A 21682-nucleotide genomic window follows, 5' to 3' on the forward strand; every position below is an offset into this window, starting at 1 on the left:
GCGGTTTTCAGGGCTTTTTAGGGCAAATGAACTAGATCGTTTTATAAATCTGACAAATATTAAAAAAAAACGACCCCGACGCGACAAAAGCTGCGACGGGGCCGTCTGTTTTAAGCGGACTTGATTCGCCCCCAAAACTAATGGGTGAGCACTTCGTTGTGATCCTCATCGCTGGAACTGGCCGCTACAGCGGTGTCCACATCGGTTTCCGACCACTCAATGGGGGTCAGTTTTGAAACCAAAGCGTGTTCAAGAACCTGCTCAACACGTGAAACCGGAATGATCTCCATGCCCTTTTTCACATTGTCGGGAATTTCGGCCAGATCCTTTTCGTTGTCGGCCGGGATCAGAACCGTCTTGATTCCCGAACGCAACGCTGCCAGCAGTTTTTCCTTCAACCCGCCGATGGGCAACACCCGCCCACGCAGGGTGATTTCACCGGTCATGGCAATGTCCTTGCGCACAGCGATTCCGGTCATAACCGACACGATCGACGTGACCATTCCAACGCCCGCGCTGGGGCCGTCTTTGGGCGTCGCCCCTTCCGGGACGTGAACGTGAATGTCTTTTTTGTGGAACAACGGCGGCAAAATGCCAAACGTGGTGGCTTGTGATTGCACGTAAGACTTCGCCGCTTGGATGGATTCCGTCATCACATCACCCAACTTACCGGTGATGGTCATGCGACCTTTGCCGTGCATCATCAAGGCTTCGATCTGCAAAATCTCACCACCCACTTCAGTCCAGGCCAAGCCCGTGGTGATGCCAACTTTGTCTTCTTCTTCCAATTCGCCATAGCGGAAGCGTTTCACGCCGGAATATTTTTCCAGATTGCGTGACGTCACCTTGATGTGATCGATGCTCGGATCCATCAAAATTTCCTTGGTCGCTTTACGCGCCAATTTAGCGATTTCACGTTCCAAGCTGCGCACACCGGCTTCGCGGGTGTAATAGCGGATCAAATCGCGCAGGGCACCATCGGAAATGCTCCACTCGCTTTCTTTCAGCCCGTGCGCTTCAACTTGTTTGCGAATCAGATGACCTTTGGCGATTTCGACCTTTTCGTCTTCGGTATAACCCGACAGACGAATGACCTCCATACGGTCCAACAGCGGCCCCGGCATATTCATGGTGTTGGCCGTGGTCACGAACATCACATCGGACAAGTCGTAATCGACTTCCAGGTAATGGTCGTTAAAGGTGGCGTTTTGTTCCGGATCGAGAACCTCCAACAGGGCAGACGCCGGATCGCCACGCCAATCCGCGCCCATTTTGTCGATTTCATCCAACAAGAACAGCGGGTTTGAGACCTTGGCTTTTTTCATCCCCTGCACGACCTTGCCGGGCATGGAACCGATGTAGGTACGGCGATGACCGCGAATCTCGGATTCATCACGCACCCCGCCCAACGACATGCGCACAAACTTGCGCCCCGTGGACCGCGCAATGGACTTGCCCAGCGACGTTTTACCGACACCGGGAGGGCCCACCAAGCACAAGATCGGGCCTTTGAGCTTTTTGGTGCGGGTCTGAACGGCAAGATATTCAAGGATGCGTTCTTTGACCTTTTCCAAGCCATAGTGGTCGGCGTCGAGCACTGCCAACGCTTCCTTCAAGTCCTTTTTCACCGGGGATTTTTTCTTCCACGGAATTCCCAGCATCCAATCCAGATAATTGCGCACCACCGTGGCTTCCGCCGACATGGGGCTCATGGATTTAAGTTTTTTGAACTCGCCCAAGCATTTTTCGCGGGCTTCCTTGGACAAGCGGGTCTTTTGGATCCGCTCTTCCAGCTCGGCGTTTTCGTCCTTGCCCTCTTCACCTTCGCCCAATTCCTTCTGAATGGCCTTGAGCTGTTCGTTCAAGTAGTACTCGCGCTGGGTTTTTTCCATCTGCCGCTTGACCCGCGAACGGATTTTCTTTTCCACCTGAAGAACGCCGATTTCGCCTTCCATATAGGAATAGACGCGTTCCAGGCGTTCATGGGTGGTTTTGATTTCCAGCAATTCCTGCTTTTCAGAAATCTTCAACGCCAAGTGAGACGCGACCGTGTCAGCCAATTTGGCGGCGTCTTCAATCTGATTGATCGACACCAAGGCTTCGGGCGGAATTTTCTTGTTGAGTTTGATGTATTGCTCAAATTCCGTAACCACGGAGCGGGACAGGGCCTCAAGCTCGTGCTCGTCACCATCGTTTTCGGCAATGTATTCGACTTCGGCTTGGAAAAAATCGGTCTTGTCGCCGTATTTCAAAATCCGTGCGCGACGCCCGCCTTCCACCAACACCTTCACGGTGCCGTCGGGCAGCTTCAGCAGTTGCAAAACGGTGGATACGGTGCCGACCGAATAGATGTCTTCGGGCTGCGGCTCATCTTGAGCGGCGCTCTTTTGCGCCACCAACAAGATTTGCTTGTCTTCGCGCATCACGTCTTCCAGCGCGCGCACCGACTTTTCACGGCCCACGAACAGAGGCACGATCATATGCGGAAACACCACAATATCACGCAGTGGCAGGACGGGCAGCAATTCGCCGGGGGAAGAAATATCGCTCATATCGACACGAAGTCCTTATGAAAAAGTTTGTTTTGCCTAGCCTTCTCGTGAGTGGGCCAGCTTTGGGGTTCTTATGTGAAAAGATGGCCCCCTTTTGCCACCTCTTCAAGTGTCCACGGCATATTTATTGCTCAAATGTGGGGATAAACACCGAATAAGGAGCAAAACCAGGGCAAAAAAGATCAGACCGCCGGACTTTTGAGCGTCCGGCGGTCTGAAAACAGGCCTTAAAGGTAAGATTTGAGGGTGAAACGGGTGCCTAAGCGCTCGATTCCACTTCTTCGGAGCGTTCAGCGTAGATAAACAACGGTTTTGCGCCTTCCGCGACCACTTCCCGATTGATCACAACCTCCTCGACACCGTCAAGGCTGGGCAGATCAAACATGGTTTCCAGCAAAATGGCTTCCATGATCGAGCGCAGACCACGCGCACCGGTTTTACGTTCGACGGCCCGCTTGGCGATGTGCAGCAATGCGCCTTCGGTGAAGGTCAACTGTACGTCTTCCATTTCGAACAACAACTGGTATTGCTTCACCAGCGCGTTTTTCGGCTCCGTCAGGATGGTGATCAAGGCGGCTTCGTCCAGGTCTTCCAACGTCGCCAACACCGGCACACGACCGACAAATTCGGGGATCAGGCCGAACTTCAGCAAATCTTCCGGTTCCAGTTCACGCAACACTTCGCCAACGCCACGGGCATCCGGCGACTTCACATCGGCACCAAAGCCGATGGACGAGCCTTTCCCGCGCGAAGCGATGATCTTGTCCAAACCGGCGAACGCGCCGCCGCAGATGAACAAAATATTGGTGGTGTCGACCTGCAGGAATTCTTGCTGCGGATGCTTGCGCCCGCCTTGGGGCGGCACGGAGGCAACGGTGCCTTCCATGATCTTCAACAAGGCTTGCTGCACGCCTTCACCCGACACGTCGCGGGTGATGGACGGGTTGTCCGACTTGCGGCTGATTTTGTCCACTTCGTCGATGTACACAATGCCGCGCTGAGCGCGCTCAACATTGTAATCCGCCGATTGCAGCAGCTTCAAAATGATGTTTTCCACGTCTTCGCCCACGTAACCCGCTTCGGTCAACGTGGTGGCGTCAGCCATGGTGAACGGCACATCGATGATGCGCGCCAAGGTCTGCGCCAGCAACGTCTTGCCGCAACCGGTCGGGCCCAACAGCAAAATGTTGGACTTCGCCAATTCGACGTCGTTGTTTTTGGCAGTGTGGCTCAAACGCTTGTAGTGATTGTGCACCGCCACGGACAAGACCCGCTTGGCATGGCTTTGGCCAATCACGTAATCGTTCAAGACGTCGCAAATTTCTTGGGGAGTGGGCACGCCCTCACCGGATTTCACGAGTGAGCTTTTGTGCTCCTCGCGAATGATATCCATGCACAGCTCAACGCACTCATCGCAGATAAAGACCGTCGGGCCCGCAATCAGCTTGCGGACCTCATGCTGGCTTTTGCCGCAAAAAGAGCAGTAAAGCGTGTTCTTGGTATCGCCACTACTGGACTTGCTCATGTGTTCTCCGTTCGTATTTTCCCCACCACATTTCGGGGCTGTGGCGCGGTTAGTTACACCATCTTAGCCACTGGGGAGGTGAAGGGACAATCCCCTTCTCATTTTTTTGCATCTGCAGGTGCAAAAATCACAGCCTATAAAGCGGCGGGCAGACAGCCCTTCAACGTACTCACAGCCCGGTGAAAGGCCTCATTTTGCCTGCATTTACAATTCGTTATTCAAAAGCTTATGCAACAACAAAGCACCCAAAAGCAGATGCACGACAGTCTCAAAATAGTCCGCAAACATTTGCCAAATTGTTAAGCGATTGCCTTAAATCACCTTAGAATTGATTTAAAAAAATCGCCCGGCGGCTCAATTGCGCACCGGGCGGTTCTTTTTTTGGCGGCGCTCAATCTTTGGAATCGGCGCTGTCATCGTCCGTGTCGGGGCGTTTGGTCACGACTTCATCGATCAGACCGAAACTCTTGGCTTCTTCGGGGCTCAAGAACTTATCGCGTTCCATCGCGTGTTCGATGTCGTCCAGCTTTTGTCCGGTGTGGTGCACGTAGATGTCGTTCAGGCGGGCGCGCAACGAGAGGATTTCCCGGGCCTGAATTTCAATATCGGTGGCTTGGCCTTGGGTGCCGCCGGACGGCTGATGGATCATCACCCGGGCGTTGGGCAAGGCATAGCGCATACCCTTTTCACCCGCCGCCAACAACAACGAGCCCATGGAGGCCGCTTGGCCGACGCACACCGTCGACACCTTGGGGCGGATGTATTGCATGGTGTCATAGATGGCCAAACCAGACGTCACCACGCCACCCGGCGAGTTGATGTAAAACGAGATGTCCTTGCTGGGGTTTTCGCTTTCCAAAAACAACAGCTGGGCGCAAATCAGGCTGGAGACATGGTCTTCGACCTGGCCGGTGAGAAAGATGATGCGTTCTTTCAAAAGCCGCGAATAGATGTCGTATGCCCGTTCGCCGCGGTTGGTGGTTTCCACAACCATCGGCACCAAGCTGTTCATGTAAAAATCAATGGGATCGCGATCACGCATAGCCAGAACCAGTCCTTAAATAAATTTTCAGCAGCGGGGCAACAAGCCGGAATCGAAACCCGCCCCCACACAGAGTATGGGGGCGGGAACCGAAAAGAAAAGGCCCAATTGGCATTTTTCGTGCGAAATTAATCAGCTTTCTTAGCTGCGGCCTTCTTCGCCGGGGCTTTTTTAGCCGCTGGTTTTTTCGCAGCCGGCTTGTCATCAGCGTCTTTTGCAGCCGCTTTTTTCGCCGCAGGCTTTTTCGCTGCTGCTTTTTTAGCCGGTTTGGCAGGCTCATCGTCGTCTGCCAACAATTCTTCAATGGACACGATTTTGTCCGTAACTTTGGCCAGTTCGAGAATGAAGTCGGTGACTTTTTCTTCGAACACCGGGCCGGACAACTGCTGCATGGCTTCAGGATGTTCCTGATAGTACTTAAACACCATCTGCTCTTGACCCGGATAGTTTTGGGCTTCTTGCAAGATGGCCTTTTGCAGGTCGTCTTGGGTGATTTGGATGTTGTTGACGCGTCCGATTTCGGCGAACAGCAGACCCAACTTAACGCGACGCACTGCAATGGAACGGAAATCCGTTTCACGCTCTTCGTCGCTCATATCTTCGACGTCCTGGCCGGCTTCTTTGGCCTGTTCGAAGGCTTTTTGAATGCTTTCGTATTCGGCTTCCACCAATCCAGCGGGAAGATCGAAGCTGTAAGCATCGTGCAAGGCATCCAGCAGAACGCGCTTGGTCTTTTGCTTGCTGATCTGGGTAAAGCCCTGGCTGTGCTGGTCACGAATGGCCGCTTTCAACGCATCCAGGTTTTCCATGCCGGCTTTTTTGGCCAGTTCGTCGTCAATGGCGGACGGCGCGGATTCTTTCATTTCGTTGATTTTGACTTCAAACACAGCGTCTTTGCCGGCCAGGTTTTCCGCGCCGTATTCGTCGGGGAACTTCACTTTGACGTCAAGGGTTGCCCCCACATTTTGGCCAATCAATTGGTCTTCAAAGCCGGGGATGAAGCTGCCGGAACCCAGTTCCAGGTCATAGCCTTCGGCTTTGCCGCCAGGAAAGGCTTCGCCGTCCACTTTGCCCAAGAAGTCGATGTTCAACACATCGCCCGCTTTGGATTTACGGGCTTTGGCGACCGGGGTGGAGGTTTTGTAGCCTTCCGCCATGCGTTCCAAAGTTTTGACGACTTCGGTCTCATCGGTTTCTGCGTTCACGCGTTCGACGGAGATTTTGGAAAAATCACCCAACTCGATCACCGGCATGACGTCAACGGCCAAGGTGTATTCGAGATCCTTGCCTTCATCAAAGCTGACGATTTCGATTTTCGGCTGCAGGGCGGGACGCAGCTCGTTGTCGCTCATGACCTTGGCGGAGGTCTCTTGAACGGTTTTATCAAGGGCTTCACCCATAATATTGGGGCCGTACTTTTTACGCAGCAGGCTGACGGGCACTTTGCCCTTGCGAAAGCCCGGCAATTGCACGGTCTTCGACAGCTCATTGAGACGGCTGGAAACCTGCTCTTCGAATTCGTTCGCCGGAACGACAATGGTGAATTCGCGGCTTAGGCCTTCATTTTTGGTTTCAGTAACCTGCATGGTCAACTCTCTATTTTAAAGTCATTAGGGCATTAAAATTTTCGGGGCACCTGCCGTTGTTATGATCAAAACGACTAGCGCCCGGCTCAATCTCAAGCGAAAACCGGGGTTTCAGCAACTCAGGTGGTGCGGGCGAAGGGACTTGAACCCCCACGGCGTTTCCGCCACCAGAACCTAAATCTGGCGTGTCTACCAATTCCACCACGCCCGCCGAGCGTCCCGGTGTTCGAACGTGGCGCGCACTTTATACAAATCGGCCCCCCTGTCAACGGTACCTATCACAAGGACGTGTCAAAGAAAACGCCCGACTTTAGCCCAGCATCTCGTCCAGCCAATCCAATACGGCGGGCAACTCGTCGATGATGTCTTCGGCAATCAGCCCCGGACCGAAAGCGCTGGCGGCTTCGCCATGCAGCCAGGCGGCCCCATTGGCGGCTTCAAACGCAGGCATACCTTGGGCCAGCAAAGCCCCGATCAGCCCCGCCAAAACATCGCCTGCGCCCGCCGTCGCCAAGGTTCTGGGCGCATTGGTGGTCACCGCAGTGCGACCATCTGGCGCAGCGACAACCGTGTCGGGACCTTTAAACAGCACAACCGCGCCGGAGCGCTTGGCGGCTTCTAAAGTGATGCCGATTTTGCTGTGTTTGGTGCGCGTGCCGCCCCTGGCATAGCGACGCGCCAAGTCCGGAAACAGACGTTGGAACTCTCCGCCATGGGGCGTCAGGACGGTGGCAACCAACCCGCCCAGCATCTTCGCCTCAGCTTTAAGAGCCTTGAACAAAACATCCGGGTCCTTTTGAAACACCGACAAAGCATCGGCGTCCAACACGCAGCGCTTGCCCGCGTTGATGGCTGCCAAGGTGATCGCGCGGGTGGTTTTGCCCTGCCCCGCACCTAGGCCCGCCCCCGGCCCCATCACACAGGTGGTCTTGCGAGCATCACTGATGAGAGCAGAAAATCCCTTCACGCCTTTAAAGGACGGCGTCAAGGTGCCTGGATCAACACTGGCGGCATAAATGGGAAAGGCTTTTTCGGGAGCCGCCAAGCTCACCAATCCCGCACCGCCGCGCCGCGCCGCGCCCGCCACCAACCGCGCCGCGCCGGTCATGGTTTCGCCCCCCAACACCACCACGTGACCGCGGGCAAACTTGTGGATGTCGGCATCATGGCGGGGGAAGGCCTCCCCCCACACGTTTATGTCGTTCAGGTGCGAAACAGGGCCCTGTCCGGCAACAATGGAATCTGAAATGCCAATATCGGCGACAACGATTTCGCCACACACGCCGCGCCCCGGCATCAAGGCGTGGGCCGGTTTGGGGCGACAAAATGTCACGGTTAAGTCGGCGTGGAAACAAATCGCCCCGCTCTGCTCGCCCAGCGCCCGTCCCGTATCGCCGCTCAAGCCGCTGGGAATGTCCACGGAAACGACGGCGGGGGCATTGTGTTGGGCTTGCGACACGGTCAGCAGTTCGGCGAGGATTTTGGCCGCCCCTTCTAACGGGCGCGCCAATCCGGTGCCGAACAACGCATCGACCACCAACAGATCATCGCCGTTTTCCAAACCCGCGATGACATCGAGTGCTGCCTCCAAGGGCTGCACTTTGGCCCGCCAGCGTTTGGCAAAAACAGCTGCGTCCCCCTGCCCCCCCCCTGGCAAATCCGCTTTTTCGCCCAAACCATAAACTGTGACCGGCCAGCCGGCTTTTTTCAGGTGCAACGCCGCCACATAGCCATCGCCGCCGTTGTTGCCAGGTCCCGCCAGCACAACCACGGCGCGTTTGTCCCAGCGCGCCAAAATTGCCTCGCCCACCGCATACCCGGCCGCTTGCATCAGGTCAAGGCCCGGGCGTCCGGCGTCAATAGCTGCCTTATCCGCTTTGCGCATTTGCGAAACACTTAAGATTTCCATGGACGACGCCTCCCAATCCGAGAATGATGAACGTTCACATAAAAACAAGCCTATCGTATTTTAAGGCCAAGAGAAATGACCCATACCGTTCAGCAAGATCCGTCAGGTCAGCGTGGACATCTCGACGGTGGCGCTTTAAACACAAGGACAGGGTTTTTCGCAGCATTTAAACATTGGCGAGTGAAATGAAAGTCGTTGTCCTTGGCGCAGGCGTAATCGGCGTCACCAGCGCCTATGAGTTGGCCTCAGACGGCCATGACGTGACCGTTATCGAGCGGTGTGAAGGCGTTGCGTTGGAAACCAGCTTCGCCAACGGTGGACAGCTGTCCTCTGATCACGGCGAACCCTTGGCTGCCCCCGGCGTTGTTGCCAAAGCGCTTAAATGGCTGGGCCGCACGGATGCGCCGCTTTTATTTCGGTTGCGCCTGGACCCGGCGCTGTGGTCGTGGACGCTGCAATTTTTGTCCAACAGCACAGAGCCTAAATTTTGGAAAAACGCCGAACGTGTTTTGCGCCTCGCGCTGTATTCCCGCGAACGCATGCGCGAAACCCTTAAACATGAAACCTTGGCCTTTGACCACCAGTCCAAGGGCATCCTCAACGTCTACCAAAAACCGCGTGAGCTTGACCACGCCCTGGAAAATGTCCGCGGCCTCAAAGAACTGGGGTCCGAGCAGCGCGTGCTGGACCGCAAGGGCTGCGTCGCCCTTGAACCGGCTTTGGGGCACTCGACCCTCTTGATCGCGGGCGGCATTTTCACACCGCGCGACGAAAGCGGCGATTGTTATGCATTCACCAAGGCCTTGGCGGAACGTTGTGAGCGTCGCGGCGTCAGCTTTCGTTTCAACACCACTGTCCAAGGCTTTCACAAAGAGGGCTGGCGGGTGACATCCGTCGAAACCTCTCAAGGCCCCATTGAGGCCGATGTGTTCGTCATAGCCTTGGGCAGCCACAGCAAGACCTTGCTCAAAGGCCTGGATTTGAATGTGCCGATTTACCCGGCCAAAGGTTATTCAATGACCGCCCCGGTGGCTGATGACGCCATGGCCCCCAACACCTCCATCACCAGCCAAGCGCACAAGTTGGTGTTTTCGCGCATGGGCGGCAAGCTGCGGGTGGCGGGCATGCTGGAATTTAACGGTTTTGATTCCGTCCTTGACGAAAAACGCGCCCGCTTGGTCACAACCAACGCCTTGCAGTTGTTCCCCCGCGCCATCGAAATGAATCAGGCCGAATATTGGACCGGATTGCGCCCGATGACCCCCGACAGCGTACCGATCCTGGGACGGGGCAAACAAGAAAACCTGATCTTGAACACCGGACACGGGATGCTGGGCTGGACCATGGCCATGGGCTCGGCCCGGATCACCGCCGATTTGGTGGCCAGTCACGCCCCCGCCATCAATCTGGAAGGTTTGGGTTGGGAGCGTTTTTCCTAAGCTCTTTCAAGAGCAAGCCAACCACCTTACAATGATTCAAATGATTTCTGAACAACCGGGGAAAAGCTTATGGATTTGATCGAATTTTTGTTTCCCGTCACCAGCACCGCACATACCTTGGCGGCGGTCGTGTGGGTCGGCGGCATGTTCTTCGCCCATATGGTGTTGCGCCCGTCGTTGATGGAAGTTGATCCCCCCGTCCGCTTAACCATTTGGCGCAGCGTATTTCCGCGCTTTTTTGCCTGGGTGTGGCTGAGCGTCGTTTTACTGCCCCTGACCGGCTACGCCATGGTGTTCGTCGACTTTGGCGGTTTCGCCGAAGCGGGTCGTCATGTTGAGGTCATGCATGCGCTGGGCTGGGTGATGGTGGTGTTGTATGGTTTTTTGTTTTTGAGCCCCTTCGCAAAGTTTAAAGCCGAAGTCGATGCGCAAAACTGGCCTGGTGCCGCCGGGCATCTGGCCGTCATGCGCCGCATCGTCACCATCAACCTTATTTTGGGACTGTTGGTCATCATTGCCGGAGTATCGGGGCGTTTTTGGGGTTAAGGGCATGAGCAAAACGCCAACTGTCTTGATAATGTGCTTGATGGCCTTGATAACAGCGTTGGCCCCGGCGAACGCCCAGGCCAAAAAAGACCGCGTAGCCCGCGATTTTCGCCACGCAGATGCAGATGATGACGGCCAGCTCACCCCGGTGGAATGGAACCGTCGCGGCAACTTCGAAAGGCTCGACACCAACGGCGACGGCCAGCTCAACCTCCAAGAAGTTCGCGCCCTGTATGACGGTCACGACAACACGGACTACGTCTGGCCACCCAAAGATATGGCCCCCGTCAGCGATGAAATTGACCCCAGCGTACGGACTGACCGGGTTGGTCGCGATGCCCTAGATGACGAAACCTTTTGCGCCATCGGGCGGGCCAGAACATGCGCCTTAAGCAGCGCCACCAGCCGGGGACTGTTGGCGACCGGAACCGGGCCGCGCTTTCCCGATGACGCAAAGTGCCCCGGTGCGGATGACTACTGGGCCATGGATTATGCGTCCAAACGCGATCATGCTGCGCTCCACGGCGGCATCGATTTGCCGATGCCCTGGGGCACGCCGATGCGGGCGGTGGCGGCGGGTTCAGTGGTTGCCATTTTTGAAGGCAAACAGTCCAAACGCGGCATTGAAATCGTCCTGCGCCACAGCCCCGAGCAAACCGGTTTGCCCGTGTGGACCTACACCGCTTACGGGCATATGGACGCCCTGCCCGACTTCAAAATCGGCCAGCGGGTCAAGATGGGGCAAATCTTGGGCCCAACGGGAAATTCCGGCGTCAGCGCCATGGGCACGGCACAATCGACCACGCGCCGTCCGGCCATCCACTTCGTGGTTTTTTACGCCCCAACACCGGCCTATACGGAAGCCTTTGACACCATCATCCCCATCGATGGCCGATGGATGGATCCGCTGGCGTTCTACCGCCAACAAGAACCGTTCGACAGCCTCGCCGTGAAAGCCCTGCCGGACACTGAAAAAGACGTTCTGGTGCCGATTTTGTATACCGATACCCCCCCCCAACCCACAACCACCAAACTGGTGTGGCCGTACGCTTGTGACCGCAATTAATGCCGGGGAAACCAACCCATGACGAACAGCTTTAAAACACCTCAGCAAGGCCAAACCTTCAGCGCCAATGACGTCGAAGTCTTTGAGCGGGTGCGCGACCACGACGGCTATTTCAAAATCGACACCTACTTCGTGCGCCACAAAAAATTTGAAGGTGGTTTGAGCGATGTGATGAGCCGTGAAGTGTTTGAGCGCGGCCACGCCGTGGCGGTGCTGCTGTTCGACCCCATCCTCGACAAGATGATCTTAATCGAACAGTTCCGCATCGGCGCGTACGCCGCCCTAGCTTCGCCTTGGTTTGATAAAGAAACCCACTCGCCTTGGCTGTTGGAATGCGTCGCAGGCATCATTGACGAGGGCGAAACACCCGAAGGCGTCGCCAAGCGCGAATGCTTGGAAGAAGCCAATTGCACCGTGCTCGAACTTGAACCCATCACGCACTATTTGGTCAGTCCCGGCGGCACCACGGAAAGCGTGTTTTTATATTGCGCCCGCGTGGATGCGTCAAACGCGGGCGGCGTGCACGGCCTCGACCATGAACACGAAGACATTCGCGTCCTCAGCGTTGACACAGAGACGGCGCTGAGCTGGCTTTCCGAGGGGCGTTACACCAATTCCATGACGCTCATCGCCATGCAATGGTTCGCGCTCAATCATCCTCGCCTTCGTGCCCTTTGGACTTAGAACCTTTTCCGCTGTTATCACCCTTTTCGCTTTTTTCGCCCTTTTCTGACTCTTCACCAGCCGCATCGACCGCACCGCTGCTCTCGGCTTCTTCAGCATTTGCGCTTTGGGCATCGGTGTTATAGGCATCGGGGTTGCCCCCCGCATACGCGATGGTGGTCGAAGCATCCAGCATGCGGCCATCCGCATATTCGATCATCGGCAGGCCAGACGTTGAGTAATTCTTAAACGTTATGGAGCCATTATCAGCCGGGAACGATATCACCAGATCATCACCGACCAGGCTGAACTCGGTCGCGTCGAAAGTCAGTCCTTCACCCAAGGACAAAGTGCTGCGTTCATCCGCGCCCGCCATCACATCGTGGCCGTCGCCTTTATGGTACGTGACATGTGCCCAGGCATTGTTGAAGTTGATGATATCATCGCCAATACCACCTTCCACCTGCGATGCACCGGAATCTAATTTGTGGAAGGGTAAGCCGTTATAGACGTCGAAGCCGCCCAGGTTTTTCAAATTCAACACATCATCGCCGGTTCCACCCATAACTCTCATGGTCTTGCCTGTTACATTAAGCGTATCATTACCCGCGCCTCCGTTGATGAAGGCGTTAATGTTGATGGGGGAGTCTCCGGTCGAAATGACGTCGTCCCCGGCCCCGCCCATGGCCCTCACGGAGCCGCCACCGGTATTAATGATGTCGTTGCCGCTGCCGCCGTCTACACCCACAAGACCGCCGTGCCCATTGATGACATCGTCGCCCTCCCCGCCGTCCACGGTCATCAAACCATGAGCATCGATTTGGTCATTGCCTTCGCCACCATCGATGTGCCCAATATGAAGGAGAACGGGATAGCCATGGAAATAGGGACGATGATCTCTATCACCGTGCCTATCACTACCGCTGTTGCCATTGCTGTTGCTGTCGCCGTGACTTGGATTATGAGCGTGAGCGTGAGCATGCCCATAACCATGATCGTATTGGCGAAGATGAAGTCCACGACGTATTCCAAAATTGGAGTGAGCCTGAATCACGTCGTCGCCGGATCCGCCTTGAATGTCAACGTCAAATCCGGAAGCGGTGATGGTGTCATCCCCCGAACCGCCGTCAATTTTGACAAGAAAACCGCTGGCGTCAATGGTATCATCCCCCGCGCCGCCATCGATTTTGGTTTCACTGCCAAATCGGCGAAAACGGTCCAAATATCGGCTGAACATGTCCGCAGAGTTCTCGCTATTGTCCCTTTTGTGGGTATGTTGATTGGCATGTGCAGATGCATTCAAGTTGCTTTCAATGGCTGAGGTCATGATCATTTCCTTTACAAACAGACGAACACGGCGACCCAACACGGGACACGCAAAAATGGCTGCCAAGCAAATGCAACAACTATGCCTAAAAAACAAATTTATAAATTTGTTTGAATTCAACGCATTACAGGAACACAAGACTTCCCAAACCCTCCTCGAATCGGCAAAATGTGCCGCTTTACGAGTCCTTTTTGCCGGGTTTGTGTCGTCACCGGGTGGCACGTATCAGGCCTTGATTGCGCCTTCATTGGGCCGTATCTTGTTTCAACACAAACATTATAGATGTTATAAATATAATACATGTAAGGTGCGTACAAATGACCATAAGATCAGGCTTTCCCGATGCCGTCGGCAACACCCCGCTGATCCGCTTGAATACGGCATCCGAAGCCACCGGATGTGAAATCCTGGGCAAGGCCGAATTCATGAACCCCGGCGGTTCAGTCAAGGACCGCGCGGCGTTGTTCATCGTTAGGGATGCCGAACAGCGCGGCTTGCTCAAACCCGGCGGCACCATTGTCGAGGGCACGGCGGGCAACACCGGCATTGGCCTCACCTTGGTCGGCAACGCCTTGGGCTACAAATCGGTTATCATCATCCCCACCACCCAAAGCCAGGAAAAGAAAGACACCTTGCGCCTGTGCGGGGCGGAGCTGATCGAAGTTCCGGCGGTGCCTTACAAGAACCCCAACAACTATGTCCACTTTTCCGAACGTAAAGCCCAAGAACTGAATGCTGCCAACCCCGGCAGCGCCATTTGGGCGCGCCAATTTGACAACCTCGCCAACCGTCGCGCCCACATCGAGGGCACGGCCCCTGAAATCTGGCGTCAGACCGACGGCAAGGTGGATGGGTTCGTCTGCGCCGTCGGCACCGGCGGCACCTTGGCGGGCGTGGCCTTAGGGCTGAAAGAAAAGAACCCCGCCATCGTCACGGCCATTGCCGACCCATTGGGATCGGCGCTGTTTGGCTATTACAAGCATGGCGAATTGAAATCCCAAGGTGATTCCATCACCGAAGGCATTGGCCAAGGCCGCATCACCGCCAATTTGGAGGGCGCCCCCATCGACGAAGCGTTCCAAATCAGCGACTTGGAAGCCCTGCCCATCATCTTTGATTTGTTGAAGCACGAAGGCTTGTGCTTAGGCGGCTCCAGCGGCATCAACGTCGCGGGGGCCATTCACTTGGCGAAACAAATGGGCCCGGGGCACACCATCGTCACGGTGCTGTGCGATTATGGCACGCGCTATCAATCCAAGTTGTTCAATCCGGTGTTTTTGAAATCAAAAGGCCTCCCCGTTCCGGAATGGTTGGCATAGGTTTTCAGAACTTGCTAAAGTTGGGGAAAGTCAAAAACAAACAGGTAAGGCCTCTCCCCATGAAATTCAAAAACGCCGATGCTTTGGTCAGTTGCGAATGGCTCGAAGAGCATCTCGACGCCCCGGATGTGCGCATCGTTGACGCAACCTATTTTCTGCCCGGTGCAGATCGCGACGCTTACGAAGAATGGACCTATCGCCACATCCCCGGCGCGGTGTTTTTTGATATCGAAACCATTTGCGACAGCGATTCAGACTTGCCGCACATGTTGCCCAGCCCGGAAAAGTTTTCTTCCCACGTGCGGCGCTTGGGGCTGGGCGATGGCTCGAAAATCGTCATCTATGACAGCAACGGCGGCTATATGGCGGCGTGTCGGGTGTGGTGGATGTTCCGCCTGTTTGGGCACACGGATGTCTGCGTGTTAAACGGTGGCTTGGTGCGCTGGGCAAAAGAACGCCGTCCGCTTGAAAAAGTTGAACCGCCGGTGCGCGAACGCCACTTCACCGCACGGCAAAACAACGCTTTGGTCAAAACCAAAAAGCAAATCCTCAACAATCTTGAAAACCCGAAATTTCAAGTCATTGATGCCCGCAACGAAGGGCGCTATTCCGGTATCGACCACGAACCCCGCCCGACCGAGCGGCGCGGCCACATCCCCGGCTCCCTCAACCTCCCCTTCACCTACATCACGCCGCCGTCCAAGGACTTCACGTTCAGAAGCGCCGAGGAGATTTGCGAACTGCTCAACGGGGCCGGGGTGGACATGAACAAACCCGCCGTGGTGACCTGCGGTTCCGGCGTCACCGCGTGTGTGGTGGCGTTTGCCATGTATATGCTGGGCAAGGAAGACGTGGCCATTTATGACGGGTCTTGGGCCGAATGGGGCAACGACCCAACCACGCCGATCAATGCCTAAGCCTTAATCTTAGCCCCAGGCTTTGACCGCATCGTCGACCATCAACTGGACAGATTCATAGCCGTTCCAGACGTTGATGCGCAGTCTGCCGACAAAGTGGAACGGGGCACCGCCGTGGTTCATCAGGGCTTGGCCCAGGTCCGAATCGAACGCGCGAAAGGCGATGGCGGTGAGCTTGCCCTGCCCGCCTTCGCCGCTCAGCACCAAGCGCACGTGGCTTTGATCACTGCCCACCGGGTCGGCTTTGACGATGGTCGCGTCCTTGATGCAAAAGCGCGGTTCGGGATTGGCCATACCGAACGGGCCGATTTGCTCCAAAGTCTTGACCAAGTGCATGTTGGCCCCTGCAACTGAGGTGATGGTGTCGATATAAAGCCCCGGCGGCGGTGGATTTGCGCCCAGGGCCTTGACCATGCGTTCCGCCAAAAAGGCTTCCAATTCGGGAAGCTTTTCGCGTTGCAAAGAAAAGCCTGCCGCCATGGCGTGACCGCCGCCCTTGATCAGCAAACCCGCTTGGCGCGCGGCGATGACCGCACTGCCCAAATCCGCGCCCGTGACGGAGCGCCCCGACGCCGTGCCGACGGCACCGTTCCAGCTGATGACACAGCTGGGGCGGTTGAATTTTTCTTTCAGCCGGGATGCGACGATACCGACCACGCCGGGATGCCAGCCATCGCCGTGGGCAATGACAATGGCACCTGGCTCATCGCCCGCAAGTTTGCGGTCCACCTGGGTGACGGCTTCGTCCAACACGGCGGCTTCGATGTCTTGGCGGTCGGCGTTGAAATCGTTGAGCCGCTGGGCCAGCGCCAACGCTTCGCCTTCCGAAGCACTGGTCAGCAAGCGGGTGCCCAAATCGGACTGGCCCACGCGCCCGCCCGCATTGATGCGCGGGCCCAACACGAAGCCTAAGTGATAGGCACTGGGTTTTTCCTTCACCCCCGCCACATCCGCCAGCATGCGCAAACCGATATTTTGCCGCGACGCCAGCACTTTTAACCCCTGCGCCACCAAGGCCCGGTTGACGCCGGTCAGCGCCACCACGTCGCACACCGTGCCCAAGGCCACGATATCCAACCACTGCATCAAGTCGGGAGCCTTGCGACCAGCGTACCAACCGTCTTCTTTAAGCTGGCGATTGACCGCAACGACCACCAAAAACGCCACCCCCACTGCGGCCATTTGACCATGGGGGCTGTCGTCATCAAGGCGGTTGGGATTGATCACGGCGAACGCTTTGGGCAAACGCGGCTCCCCAGCGTGGTGATCGACAACGATCACATCCAGCCCGGCGTCATGGGCGGCGGCCAAGGGCTCGAACGAAACTTGCCCGCAATCGACGGTGATGACCAAACTGGCCCCTTCTCCTTGCAGCTTTAACAAGGCCGGGGCGTTGGGGCCGTAGCCTTCTTCCAAACGGTCGGGAATGTAGACCCGTACTTTGGCCCCGACCGCGTCCAAGAACCGTTTCAACACCGCTGAAGAGGTCGCGCCGTCCACATCGTAATCGCCAAAGATGGCGATGCCTTCGCCCGCCTTGACCGCATCGGCGATGCGCCGGGCGGCTTTATCCATGTCTTTGAGATGGCTGGGATCGGGCAACAACGCTTTGAGTTTGGGGTCGAGAAAATCCCCCGCCGTTTCCACGTTCAGGCCACGCGACGCCAGTACCCGCGCCACCACTTCGGGAATGCGCAAACGCTGACTCAAGGCCAAGGCCTGACGTTCGTCGGTGGCTTTCACCAGCCACCGTTTACCGCCCAGCGACAATTTGCCGTTTTCTAAAAATTCTGCGACTGGCTTAGTTTGAGAATCCATGCCTCACCCTACGCGAAGTCACCCGTCATTGCGAGGAGCCGCGCGACGAAGCCATCCACACGCCTTTGCGGAGAAACTGGATGGCTTCGCGACGCTCGCAAGGACGGCGAAACGCCATCAAGCGCATTCAATGCGGATCAGACGCGGCGGCTCGGCCACTTTGTCAAACGCGGCGATGGTGGCAAGCGCCGCCATCATATTGGCTTCCTTCGTTTCGTGGGTGGTCAACACCACCGGAACCGGTTCACCGGGTTCGCGCTCGCGCTGGATCATCGACGCCATCGACACGTCATTATCGCGCAATACGGCGGCAACGTCGGCGAAAACACCGGGTTCGTCCACCAACATCAAGCGCACGTAGTATTCGCCCACATGTTCGCTCATGGACCGGGTCGGCACACTTTCCAAGTCGCCCACCGGGATGGAGAACGTCGGCAACTGGATGCCGCGGGCAATATCGGTGATGTCGGCAACAACCGCCGACGCCGTCGGGCGTTCGCCCGCACCACGTCCCACTTGCATGATGCGATCCACTTCATCGCCATCGATAACGACGGCGTTAAACACGCCTTCGACGCGAGCCAGCGGCGTTTTCAGCGGCACCATGGCCGGATGCACACGCTGTTCAACCACACCATTGTGGCGCGACGTTACGCCCAACAGCTTGATGCGATAGCCCAGCTCTTCGGCGAACTGAATATCGGTGGCCGACACATGGCGAATGCCTTCGATGTACATGTCGTCAAAATTGATTTCGACGCCAAACGCCACCGCCGTCAGGATCGCCAGCTTGTGCGCCGTGTCCACACCGTCAATGTCGAAGCTGGGATCAGCCTCGGCGTAGCCCAAGTTTTGCGCGTCTTGCAACACGACATCAAAATCAAGGCCTTCTTCGCGCATGGTGGTGAGGATGTAGTTGCACGTGCCGTTCATGATGCCTTGAATTTTGGTGATGGAGTTACCCGCCAAACTTTCGCGGATCGACTTGATCACCGGAATGCCGCCCGCGACGGCGGCTTCGTAATTGAGGCTGACGCCCTTGGCTTCGGCCAATTTCGCCAACGCCGCACCGTGATGGGCAATCAACGCCTTGTTCGCCGTGACCACATGACGGCCCGCATTCAAGGCGGCCTCAACTGTCTTTTTGGCAACGCCTTCGGACCCGCCGATCAATTCGACCAACACATGAGCATCACATGATTTGGCCATTTCAACAGCGTCGTCATACCAAGCATACCCGGACACATCAAAATCCAGGCCCTTTTTGGACAACGCCGAGACGGCGCTGACTTCGACCGCACGACCGCAGCGCAGAGCGATTTCGGCAGCGTGGTTTTGCAGCAGCTTAACCGTGCCACCACCCACCGTGCCCAATCCGGCAACGGCGATTTTTAAAACTTCTTTCGACATATTCTTAGGCCTCCGCGCGGCGTTTTTCCGCGTCTTCGAGAACGGTTTGATAGTTGTCCATAAAGGACTTAATGGAACGAAGGGCTTGGCGGGTGCGGTGTTTGTTTTCCACCACCGCCAAACGCACAAAGCCATCGCCATGTTCGCCAAAGCCGATGCCCGGCGCCACCGCAACCTGGGCTTCGCGCAGCAACAGCTTGGAAAATTCCAGCGATCCTAAATGTTCAAAGGCCTTGGGCAGTGGCGCCCAGGCAAACATGGTCGCAGGCGGGCTGGGCACATGCCAACCGGCACCGGCCAAACCGTCGATCAAAACGTCGCGGCGCTCTTTATAGAGCTGACGAATTTCATCAACGCAATTTTGCGGACCATTCAACGCCGCCGTGGCCGCCACCTGGATGGGCGTGAACGCGCCGTAATCCAGATACGATTTGATCCGCGTCAGCGCCGAAATCAGGCGTGGATTGCCAGCCGCAAAACCGATGCGCCAACCGGGCATGTTGTAGGTTTTGGACATGGACGTGAATTCAACACAAACCTCTTTGGCACCCTTGACCTGCAAAATGGAGGGCGGCGGATTGCCATCAAAATAAATTTCCGAGTACGCGATGTCCGACAGCACGTAGATTTGATGGTGGCGGCAAAAATCGACCACGGCTTCATAAAAGTCGAGATCACAAACCTCTGCCGTCGGGTTGTTGGGATAGTTGATCACCAACATGGACGGCTTGGGCACCGAATGATTGACCGCGTTTTGCAAGGCGACAAAAAACTCAGGTCCCGTCGAAACCGGAATGCTGCGCACCGCCGCACCGGCGATGATGAAGCCGAACTGGTGAATCGGATAACTGGGGTTGGGCACCAAAATCACATCACCGGGGCTGGTGATGGCGCTGGCCAAGTTGGCCAAGCCTTCTTTTGAACCCAGTGTCACGATGGCTTCCGTCTCCGGATCCAGAGACACGTTCCAACGCCGTTCGTAATAAGCCGCCAAGGCGCGGCGCAGACCCGGAATACCGCGTGAATTGGAATAGCCGTGGGTTTTCGGATTGCGCGCCGTTTCACACAGTTTTTCAACAATGTGCGCGGGCGTCGGCTGATCGGGATTGCCCATGCCAAAATCGATGATGTCCTCACCAGCGGCGCGGGCGCGGGCCTTCATCTTATTGACTTCAGCGAAGACATAAGGGGGGAGACGGCGAATGCGGTGAAATTCCTGTTCCATGTGCTCGTTCTGCCAGAAGGTTAGAGTTCAAACAAGTGCATTTGTAGCGAAAACGCCGCCGTCCCATGTGTGAGACGGCGGCGCCGGATAATCCGGATCGTCGCCTGCGTCTAAGTGGCGGCACCCGCCAGATAGATTTCGACCCGACGGTTGGACGCCTCACCCGAAGGCATGACTTCCATATACAAAGGTTGTGTATCAGAAACCGCTTGAACTTCAAGGCTTTGGTCCGAAAGACCAAGGTTTCTCAGCGCCGTGCCAATGGCCCCGGCGCGATTCATGGAAATTTCAAAGTTCACCATCTGGTGTTTGATGTAATCCATGTCTTTGGTCCGCGCACTGGCATGCCCCACCACGACCACACGTCCGCCACGTTCTTTTTGCAGTTGAATAACCGCACCCAAGATTGAACGGTCGCGCTGATCCAAGTTGGCGGCGTTGTTGGCGAAGTGAATGGTCGCGACCCGCAACATCCCATTGACGGCGACGGCACCGAATTCCGGCGAGTGCGTTGCGCTGGGATCGGGGAACATGGCCGTGTTTTGGGCCGTATTTTGGGCCTGATAGGCGTCAACCTCGCCACCTTGCATGGTGTGTTGTGCCTGAGTGGCAGGCTTGGATACGGTTTCCATACCATCCGCCGTAATCACGACGGTTTCAAAGCCCTCATCGCCATAAGGCGACATGGCGTTCACCGGCGGGAATTCAAACGGCGGCGGCGGCGTCATGGACGCACTTGAAGACGGTGATGACGGTGCTGCAGACGCATACCCTGGCATCGCCGGAGGTGGCGGTGCCGCCACCGTCCCCAACGACTGTGCAGACCTGGACGGCATGACGGGCGCAGGCGAAACCGCCGCGCTCGGTTGCGCCATCGGCACAGGAGGAGACACAGAAGGAGCCGCAGCGACTTCCGATTGCGGAGCCAAAACGTTGGACGGCGCACCCTGGCGTTCAATCGGCGGAGAGGCATAGTTACCAGCCGTTTGGGCCGCGTTCAAACCGTTCGGCGCACGCTCAACGGACTGCGAAGGCGCAGACGCCGGAGGTGGTGCATTGGGATCGGCTGCAAGGCCATTGTTTTGCCCCGAGGGCATGGCACCGGCATCAGCGGCTTGACTGTCACCCGAAAAGAAATCCGTGGTCTTTTCATACCAAGACACCGGGTTAATCGCGTCCGGAACGGATGAACACGCCCCCAGCGCGACACTCAGCAAGGCCGCCGATGCAGCAGCGCGGAAAACACCCATATTGCCCCATGGTTTATGGCGTTGCGAAGATTGCGTAGCGTTCAACATAGCTTATGGCCCGTTCTGTCTATGCGGTGTCATCCCAAAG

16 protein-coding genes and 1 tRNA gene are annotated in these 21682 nt (G+C 56.4%); 6 read left to right on the top strand and 11 right to left on the bottom strand.

Annotated features, from left to right (window positions below; all coding sequences use genetic code 11):
* Nucleotides 1-137 precede the first annotated feature (137 nt).
* The 6 genes from lon to BEN30_RS05740 form a co-directional block, all read right to left on the bottom strand.
* Nucleotides 138-2552, bottom strand: coding sequence for an endopeptidase La (gene lon, locus BEN30_RS05715; protein WP_069957379.1), 2415 nt, complete (start codon nt 2550-2552; stop codon nt 138-140).
* Nucleotides 2553-2811: 259 nt separating this feature from the next.
* On the bottom strand, nt 2812-4077 hold the full coding sequence (clpX, locus tag BEN30_RS05720) for an ATP-dependent Clp protease ATP-binding subunit ClpX (protein WP_069957380.1): 1266 nt from the start codon (nt 4075-4077) through the stop codon (nt 2812-2814).
* 391 nt (nt 4078-4468) lie between these two features.
* Complete coding sequence (gene clpP / locus BEN30_RS05725) at nt 4469-5119, bottom strand: ATP-dependent Clp endopeptidase proteolytic subunit ClpP (protein ID WP_069957381.1); 651 nt, start codon at nt 5117-5119, stop codon at nt 4469-4471.
* 128 nt (nt 5120-5247) lie between these two features.
* Nucleotides 5248-6705, bottom strand: coding sequence for a trigger factor (gene tig / locus BEN30_RS05730; RefSeq protein WP_069957382.1), 1458 nt, complete (start codon nt 6703-6705; stop codon nt 5248-5250).
* 124 nt (nt 6706-6829) lie between these two features.
* Nucleotides 6830-6916, bottom strand: a tRNA-Leu gene (locus BEN30_RS05735).
* Nucleotides 6917-7015: 99 nt separating this feature from the next.
* Nucleotides 7016-8614, bottom strand: a complete 1599-nt coding sequence (locus tag BEN30_RS05740) for a bifunctional ADP-dependent NAD(P)H-hydrate dehydratase/NAD(P)H-hydrate epimerase (RefSeq protein WP_069957383.1) — start codon at nt 8612-8614, stop codon at nt 7016-7018.
* Nucleotides 8615-8799: 185 nt separating this feature from the next.
* Here BEN30_RS05740 and BEN30_RS05745 point away from each other — a divergent pair, with 185 nt between their 5' ends.
* The 4 genes from BEN30_RS05745 to BEN30_RS05760 all read left to right on the top strand — a co-directional run bounded on the left by BEN30_RS05745 (nt 8800) and on the right by BEN30_RS05760 (nt 12349).
* Nucleotides 8800-10053, top strand: coding sequence for a D-amino acid dehydrogenase (locus BEN30_RS05745; protein ID WP_069957384.1), 1254 nt, complete (start codon nt 8800-8802; stop codon nt 10051-10053).
* Nucleotides 10054-10122: 69 nt separating this feature from the next.
* The gene (locus BEN30_RS05750; RefSeq protein WP_069957385.1) at nt 10123-10599 is read left to right on the top strand and encodes a CopD family protein; all 477 of its coding nucleotides are present in this window, start codon (nt 10123-10125) and stop codon (nt 10597-10599) included.
* A 40-nt stretch (nt 10600-10639) separates the two neighbouring features.
* The gene (locus tag BEN30_RS05755; RefSeq protein ID WP_170826972.1) at nt 10640-11665 is read left to right on the top strand and encodes a peptidoglycan DD-metalloendopeptidase family protein; all 1026 of its coding nucleotides are present in this window, start codon (nt 10640-10642) and stop codon (nt 11663-11665) included.
* Between the two features lie 18 nt (nt 11666-11683).
* Complete coding sequence (locus BEN30_RS05760) at nt 11684-12349, top strand: NUDIX domain-containing protein (RefSeq protein ID WP_069957387.1); 666 nt, start codon at nt 11684-11686, stop codon at nt 12347-12349.
* On the opposite strand, the gene BEN30_RS05765 is transcribed toward BEN30_RS05760, so the two are convergent.
* A complete protein-coding gene (locus tag BEN30_RS05765) occupies nt 12315-13655 on the bottom strand; it encodes a calcium-binding protein (protein ID WP_139134874.1) in 1341 nt (446 codons plus the stop codon). The two genes, BEN30_RS05760 and BEN30_RS05765, sit on opposite strands and share 35 nt — an antisense overlap.
* Before the next feature lie 317 nt (nt 13656-13972).
* Between BEN30_RS05765 and BEN30_RS05770 the strand changes: the two genes are divergently transcribed.
* Nucleotides 13973-14974, top strand: coding sequence for a cysteine synthase A (locus BEN30_RS05770; RefSeq protein WP_069957389.1), 1002 nt, complete (start codon nt 13973-13975; stop codon nt 14972-14974).
* A 59-nt stretch (nt 14975-15033) separates the two neighbouring features.
* Nucleotides 15034-15891, top strand: a complete 858-nt coding sequence (gene sseA / locus BEN30_RS05775; protein WP_069957459.1) for a 3-mercaptopyruvate sulfurtransferase — start codon at nt 15034-15036, stop codon at nt 15889-15891.
* A 9-nt stretch (nt 15892-15900) separates the two neighbouring features.
* On the opposite strand, the gene recJ is transcribed toward sseA, so the two are convergent.
* From recJ to BEN30_RS05795, 4 genes are all read right to left on the bottom strand, one after another.
* Complete coding sequence (recJ, locus tag BEN30_RS05780; RefSeq protein WP_069957390.1) at nt 15901-17709, bottom strand: single-stranded-DNA-specific exonuclease RecJ; 1809 nt, start codon at nt 17707-17709, stop codon at nt 15901-15903.
* Nucleotides 17710-17826: 117 nt separating this feature from the next.
* Entirely contained in the window at nt 17827-19119 is a 1293-nt protein-coding gene (locus BEN30_RS05785; RefSeq protein ID WP_069957391.1) for a homoserine dehydrogenase, read from the bottom strand.
* A 4-nt stretch (nt 19120-19123) separates the two neighbouring features.
* The gene (locus BEN30_RS05790; protein ID WP_069957392.1) at nt 19124-20344 is read right to left on the bottom strand and encodes an LL-diaminopimelate aminotransferase; all 1221 of its coding nucleotides are present in this window, start codon (nt 20342-20344) and stop codon (nt 19124-19126) included.
* Between the two features lie 110 nt (nt 20345-20454).
* Nucleotides 20455-21594, bottom strand: coding sequence for an OmpA family protein (locus tag BEN30_RS05795; protein WP_170826973.1), 1140 nt, complete (start codon nt 21592-21594; stop codon nt 20455-20457).
* Nucleotides 21595-21682 lie beyond the last annotated feature (88 nt).

This window comes from Magnetovibrio blakemorei, assembly GCF_001746755.1.
GTDB classification, from domain to species: domain Bacteria; phylum Pseudomonadota; class Alphaproteobacteria; order Rhodospirillales; family Magnetovibrionaceae; genus Magnetovibrio; species Magnetovibrio blakemorei.